The following is a 6037-nucleotide window of genomic DNA, read 5'->3' on the forward strand; positions in this document are numbered from 1 at the left end:
ATGTCCAAAAATATCTGTTATACCATTTTTAATAATGCCTCTACGCCAGTCATTCCTTCAGTAATACCAAGTTGATGCGCTTCATATGTCACGGATTCTAATGGAGCTGTCAATAGCTCATCAATTGTTTTCACACCAACTGCTCGACCAGCGATAATCTTCCGGTCTGCTAAGCGATCATTTAATAGACCAACATCTAAAGCCCCACACATAATGTAGCCCGTATCATTTGAAATTGTCAGCAGAGTTGTTTTTGGCAATTGAACAACTACTGCAGTGAAAAAATGGCCTTTAATCATAATAGGCTCAATTATCACCATCCGAAATCACTCCTTTTCTCTATATACATATGGCGATAGATAAAAAGGTGTTCGACATTTTTACTAAAAATTATTTGTCACCAAAAACGAACGGAGCAATGTATTTTTCTCGATCGTGCCTTTTAAAATCTTTATAAATGATGTCACAACTGATCATGTGAATTCGTTATAAGGGAAAAAGGAGGAGTTATGATGAAGAATATTGTTATTGTTGGTGGGGGTTATGCAGGAATAAATTTATTAGAGGGATTGAAAAAGGAGTTCCAAGGACAAATCGGTAAATCAATAAGGGTCATTTTAATTGATAAAAATAGTTATCATTTTAAAAAAGTATTACTTGTTCGGGCTGCGATAAGGGATATAAATTTGAAAATACCTTTTAGCGAATACTGTCAGAGCGGAATCGAATTTATTCAAGGGGAAGCATTAGCTCTTCAGAAGCAAAATCAACAAATTACTATTAAGATGGAAAACGAGAAAACTATAAATTTACATTATGATTACTTGGTGCTGGCATTTGGAAGTGTAATTAGAGAGATATCTAAAGGTTTTGGAGGAATCACTTTAAAAGATAAGCAGAGCGCCATAGAAATAAAAAAACAACTATTGTCACTGATGGAATCATTTAAAGCCTTGGAAAAATCACAACAAAACCAAAGTTTATTTAAGGTAGCTGTTGTAGGTGGAGGAATCGCAGGTATTGAAACAGCTGCTGAAATTGCCGTGTGGTCTAAAGAAAAGTTGGCAGAAGCAGGTGTTAATCCAAGTTTAGTGGAAGTTTTACTTTTTGATGCAAAGGATCGACTTTTACCAGAAGCACCTGTGAAAGTAAGTGAAAAACTCGTCAGCCATCTTAAAAATATTGGAGTAGTCGTCAAAAATAAAACAAGGATTTCTCACTGTACAGAAGGTCAGATATTTACTAATGATGGTCAAAAATATTCTGTAGGAACTTGTATCTTTAATCCTGGGGTAGAAGCAAATCCAATCATTTCTAGATTAGGTTTACCTATCTCAGAAGAACATCGAATTATTGTTAATCATTCCTATCAGGTTAAAGATGAGGAGCATATTTATTCCATTGGTGATTGCGCATTAGTAGTAGATTATAAAAATAATCATCCAGATGGTATGACATGTAAAGAAGCTATTCCACAAGCGACAAGGCTAAGTAAAATATTGAAGGCATCAATAAGCCAAACACCAGTGAACATATTACACGAATCATATCCCGTAAAATTCTTTTGTATTAGTTTAGGACCAAATAACGGGTTTATGTGGACACAAAAATGGGGGCTTGATTTTACGATAACTGGAAAAATAGGTGCAAGAATAAGAAACTACACTTGGGAATTAGCAAGTCTTCAAAAATAAACAGCTTAAGAGGTGAGCAATGGATAATGAGTTAATAAGTCAGTTGTATAAAGAGTATAAATCACTGCTTTTTTCAATTGCCTATCGCATGACAGGTAGTGCATCAGATGCCGAGGATATCGTACAGGATGTATTTGCACAGATAGGGAAAACCGGAGTAAATCATATGGACAATATAAAAGCTCTTTTATGCAAAATGGTGACGAATCGTTGCTTGGATTTGTTAAAGTCTTCAAGGAAAAAAAGAGAATTATATACGGGAACATGGCTGCCTGAACCCCTAGCATTACATGAGGATGATCCTTTGTTTACTATTTTAAATGATACGAGTATTTCACTGGCAATTATGATTTTGTTTGAGGAACTAAATCCAATTGAGCGAGCTATTTTTATTCTGAGAGAAGTTTTTGAGTATGAGTATCCAACAATTGCTGAAATTGTTGAAAAAAGTGAGGCAAATTGTAGGAAAATTTTAAGTAGAATTAAAAAGAAATTACCTGAGCTAGTGAGAAAAAATAGTATTGTTAAAAACAAGTTGGAAATAAAAAATATAGTGACTGTTTTCATGTCTGCTTTTCAACAAGGAAAGGTCAATGAGCTTGTTCATATTTTAAAAGAAGATGTTGTCTATTATGCAGATGGTGGAGGAAAGGCTACAGCTGCATTACATCCTATTTACGGTCGTGAAAAAGTTTTCCGTTTATTATCTGCTCTTTTCCGTAATTTTGAAAATAATGAAGAAAATTATCAATTAGAATTGATGAATATTAATGGTATAACTGGCTTAGCATTAATATTCGAAAATAAAATTCAGGCAGTAATTGGCTTCGAAGTTGAGCATGGACAAATCGAAGCAATTTATTATATGGTAAACCCTGAAAAATTAAGATATGTTGCTGAAAATTGATTTATACGATTAAAAGAATCAACTCGTTACATAAGAGTTGATTCTTCTTTTAATTTATTTTGTATAAGAAAGCATAGCTGGTTGCTTGAAATTTTTTAATGCAACTGTTGCCTCATTTTTAGTTGTATACTCGAACATACGATAAGTATTTTGTTCAAAAACTGTAATAATCCACATAATGAAAAATCCCCTTTGTTGGTTTTTTGTACTATAACAACTGGCGAAAAAACGAATCACTCCTCTTGTTGTTATATATCAGTTGTGTCTTTTATTTTACATCAATCAGTGAAAAAATAAAGTACTATGTGAGTGTTTTCACATTTCGTTCAAAATATAACAGGGAATTTATAAAATTTTTATGCATTTTAAAAGGAGAAAACAGCCAAACCTTCATAAGTATAATTCATTGCAATTCGTAAATAGTAAGTTGACGGAGTTATGTGAATTTGAACTTGGGAGGTGATGCTTATGACACGTAAATATGTATTGGTTTTATCCCTTTGTTTTTTAATCATATCGGTATTTTTTACAGAGCTGACAACCTATGCGGATAAAGGTCGACCTTATTATGAGGAGACGGGAGAAGTTGTGTGGGACATTGACACAAAAGACAAAATAATTGCTCTAACCTTCGACGATGGACCTCATCCCAAATATACGGCAGCTATTTTAGATGTATTGGCAAAGTATGATGCAAAGGCGACGTTTTTTATTATTGGTAAAAATGCAGAAAAATATCCAGACCTTGTTTTACGATCTTATTCTGAAGGGCATGAGCTGGCCAATCATACGTATTCACATCCGTTTAAAGCTTCTATAGCTGAATTACAGGCACAACTGCGTAAGACAAAGGAAATAATTTATAGTATTACTGGATTTGCACCAGTTTTGTTTCGTCCTGTAGGTGGTAACTATAATGATCAAATGATTAATGCCGCTGTTAAGGATGGATACAAAGTAGTTATGTGGTCTTGGCATCAGGATACTCAAGATTGGAAACAGCCGGGGGTTAACAAAATTGTCCAAAAAGTGATGAAGGGGTCAAAGCCTGGAGATGTTATTTTGTTCCATGATGGAGGCGGAGATCGTACGCAGACCATTAAGGCATTGGAAGAAATCTTACCAGAACTGAAAAAACAAGGTTATACATTTGTCACAATATCCGAGTTGATTAAAAGCAAACAGCAACAAGAGCAAGTGCAATAAGGAAAATAAGCCATCTCATCAGATTGAAATGGCTTATTTTTTTCCCAATGACAGTAAGTCTGTCATCGCGCAGCGGATAGTATAATTAGTCATTTCAATATTACCAAAATAATAGTGGTGCTAGTGCAATACCGGCAACAAATCCAAATGCTATTCCAATACCAAAACCTGCACCTGATCCTCCCCAACCCCAGTAACCTAAACCATAACCGCCAAATCTTCTATCAGGTAGAATCCACACCTGTCTTCTATCCACCCTAGTTATTTCTCCATAATGTACTCTGCCACTTGTTTCTGTTATTCTTACACGTTTACCATGATATTTGCAGCAAAGATTATAAGTATCAGCTGGATTCACAAACTATCCCTCCTTTCGACTTCCTTACAAGCTAATATATGCGGTTGCAATCATTATCACTAGCCGATTGACTACTTTAGCATAAGCTATAGTAAGGAGGGAATGTATGTCAGTAATACCAACAGATGAGTGGCTCAATGAATTAATAGCTAGTCAAAAACTTAAAAACAGTGAAAATCTTGAAGTCTTACAACGCTCTACTCTTTGCGCTCGTTTAGGAGAGATTTTTATTGGTGGATCTCCAGATGAAATACAATTTGAACTACAGCAACATGGACTTTTTCAATCCCATGAAAAAATAGACATTAACAAATTAAAGAAACAAAACGTTTGGGAAGAAGTACAGAAGGAATTTATATATTTAAAGGAGAAATGGAGCGGTCCAAATATACCAATCTATATCTTCCCGATAACGCAGGAGCAAATTATTACTAATAAAAACGGTGTTGCCTATCCGAATGCTATGTTTTTATATATTGGAGAGCTTGAAAAGCAGGAACTCAAAGCATTATTTGCACATGAGTATAATCATGTTTGTCGTCTGCAATATTTAAATAAATCTCTAGACGAAGTGACTCTGTTAGATTCTCTAATTTTAGAGGGTATAGCAGAATGTGCAGTTGAGGAGATTTACGGTGATAAATGGTTAGCACCATGGTTGAGGTACTATTCATTTGATAAGTTGCTAGAAATTTGGAAGGGGCATATTTTGTCTCAAATCAATATTCAAGGATTAAACAATCATGGTGAGTTTCTATATGGTGGAAAGCTTCCTCAATGGATAGGGTATTGCATTGGTTATGAAATAGTAAGGACCTATATAAAAAATCATTCATCAAATAATCTGCATGTAAAAAGTTCAGAGGAAATACTTGCTGGCTCTGATTTTTCATTATAATCAATACTTATGTAAAGATTCACCGCTGAAGAAGTGGATGACTTTATTGAAATGTATGTAATGAGAATAAGTTGATTGGAGTGGAGACTGGGCGACTCCTTGGGGAACAGCGAAAAGAGGAACGAAGGCTAAAACCATCACATCCTGTGATAACGCCTTCGTGACCAACATCGTGTTGGCCCGAGACCCTGCAGCGAAGCGAAGCGGCTAATCGGACGCCCCCAGGAAGCTTTGCTCTGTGCGAAAGCGAAGCGACAGCAACAAAGCGCCCAGTCGGAACGGAAATCAACCCCACGTTATATTGATGAGCCTTAATTTTTAAAATTTGATACAAGCCCTTCAATAACATTGACACAAATTTTCCGCTACAATATAAGGAAGGGGTGATTGTCATGTCAAATGAACTTAAAAATGTATTACCACCAGTTATTGATTTGTCAACGAAGGTGCTAATTGTCGGCTCAATGCCAGGAAAGCAATCATTAGAGAAGCAGCAATATTATGGTAACCCACGCAATCACTTTTGGCCGATTATTGGGGAAATATTAGGGATGGATGTACCTGAGGATTATGGACAAAGATTAAAATTGCTAAAGAACCATCATATCGGTCTCTGGGTAACTAAACTGTTACAACAAATTTAAACCAAACTATACAAACCTGTATAGAAGCATAGATTTATAACAGAATACCCTTCGTATCAAGCGATTGGTGCGAACTCCACGTTAATTGCTTTTAACTCCTAAAGTCTTGTGACCAAAGCGGAGCTGGAAACGGCAGACGTAACGGTGCGAAAGCAGAAAAAACAACAAGGATAGCATAAGCTGAAAAAAATTACTCAGTGTCCGTAAAGGATCATCGTGACAACGGAAAACGGTAGCGCTAAGTGCTTTGGCAATGGATGTTTAGCAGCGAACTCCTAAATCTCTCATGAGACAAGGAAGACGTTCAACGACTATCTCCTTGAGGGAGAG

General features: G+C 35.7%; 7 protein-coding genes and 1 pseudogene. 5 read left to right on the forward strand and 3 right to left on the reverse strand.

The features are described 5' to 3' along the window. Positions 1-17: 17 nt before the first annotated feature. Positions 18-320, reverse strand: a complete 303-nt coding sequence (locus tag ACQKMV_RS19760) for a YunC family protein (protein WP_427505981.1) — start codon at positions 318-320, stop codon at positions 18-20. A gap of 192 nt (positions 321-512) precedes the next feature. Between ACQKMV_RS19760 and ACQKMV_RS19765 the strand changes: the two genes are divergently transcribed. Next, positions 513-1694, forward strand: coding sequence for an NAD(P)/FAD-dependent oxidoreductase (locus ACQKMV_RS19765; protein WP_427505983.1), 1182 nt, complete (start codon positions 513-515; stop codon positions 1692-1694). A 19-nt stretch (positions 1695-1713) separates the two neighbouring features. After that, a complete protein-coding gene (locus ACQKMV_RS19770; RefSeq protein ID WP_427505985.1) occupies positions 1714-2601 on the forward strand; it encodes an RNA polymerase sigma-70 factor in 888 nt (295 codons plus the stop codon). Between the two features lie 54 nt (positions 2602-2655). On the opposite strand, the gene ACQKMV_RS19775 is transcribed toward ACQKMV_RS19770, so the two are convergent. Beyond that, on the reverse strand, positions 2656-2778 hold the full coding sequence (locus ACQKMV_RS19775) for a hypothetical protein (RefSeq protein ID WP_427425135.1): 123 nt from the start codon (positions 2776-2778) through the stop codon (positions 2656-2658). A 291-nt stretch (positions 2779-3069) separates the two neighbouring features. Here ACQKMV_RS19775 and ACQKMV_RS19780 point away from each other — a divergent pair, with 291 nt between their 5' ends. Then, positions 3070-3807 (forward strand): polysaccharide deacetylase family protein, encoded by a 738-nt coding sequence (locus ACQKMV_RS19780; RefSeq protein WP_427505986.1) that lies wholly within the window; start codon positions 3070-3072, stop codon positions 3805-3807. 100 nt (positions 3808-3907) lie between these two features. Here ACQKMV_RS19780 and ACQKMV_RS19785 read toward each other — a convergent pair whose 3' ends face one another. Then, positions 3908-4165, reverse strand: coding sequence for a hypothetical protein (locus ACQKMV_RS19785; protein ID WP_427505988.1), 258 nt, complete (start codon positions 4163-4165; stop codon positions 3908-3910). 106 nt (positions 4166-4271) lie between these two features. Between ACQKMV_RS19785 and ACQKMV_RS19790 the strand changes: the two genes are divergently transcribed. Together ACQKMV_RS19790 and ACQKMV_RS19795 are read left to right on the forward strand one after the other, a co-directional pair. Beyond that, entirely contained in the window at positions 4272-5063 is a 792-nt protein-coding gene (locus tag ACQKMV_RS19790) for a DUF2268 domain-containing protein (RefSeq protein WP_427505990.1), read from the forward strand. Positions 5064-5455: 392 nt separating this feature from the next. Then, positions 5456-5686, forward strand: a pseudogene (locus tag ACQKMV_RS19795) (DNA-deoxyinosine glycosylase); the annotation flags it as partial. Positions 5687-6037: the final 351 nt, after the last annotated feature.

The sequence above is a fragment of the Lysinibacillus sp. NPDC094403 genome (assembly GCF_050278745.1).
Taxonomy (GTDB): domain Bacteria; phylum Bacillota; class Bacilli; order Bacillales_A; family Planococcaceae; genus Lysinibacillus.

What these genes read in the sequence shown, in the direction of transcription:
- ACQKMV_RS19760 (WP_427505981.1), bottom strand. Translation starts at nt 320, where the DNA reads ATGGTGATAATTGAGCCTATTATGATTAAAGGCCATTTTTTCACTGCA.
- ACQKMV_RS19765 (WP_427505983.1), top strand. Translation starts at nt 513, where the DNA reads ATGAAGAATATTGTTATTGTTGGTGGGGGTTATGCAGGAATAAATTTA.
- ACQKMV_RS19770 (WP_427505985.1), top strand. Translation starts at nt 1,714, where the DNA reads ATGGATAATGAGTTAATAAGTCAGTTGTATAAAGAGTATAAATCACTG.
- ACQKMV_RS19775 (WP_427425135.1), bottom strand. Translation starts at nt 2,778, where the DNA reads ATGTGGATTATTACAGTTTTTGAACAAAATACTTATCGTATGTTCGAG.
- ACQKMV_RS19780 (WP_427505986.1), top strand. Translation starts at nt 3,070, where the DNA reads ATGACACGTAAATATGTATTGGTTTTATCCCTTTGTTTTTTAATCATA.
- ACQKMV_RS19790 (WP_427505990.1), top strand. Translation starts at nt 4,272, where the DNA reads ATGTCAGTAATACCAACAGATGAGTGGCTCAATGAATTAATAGCTAGT.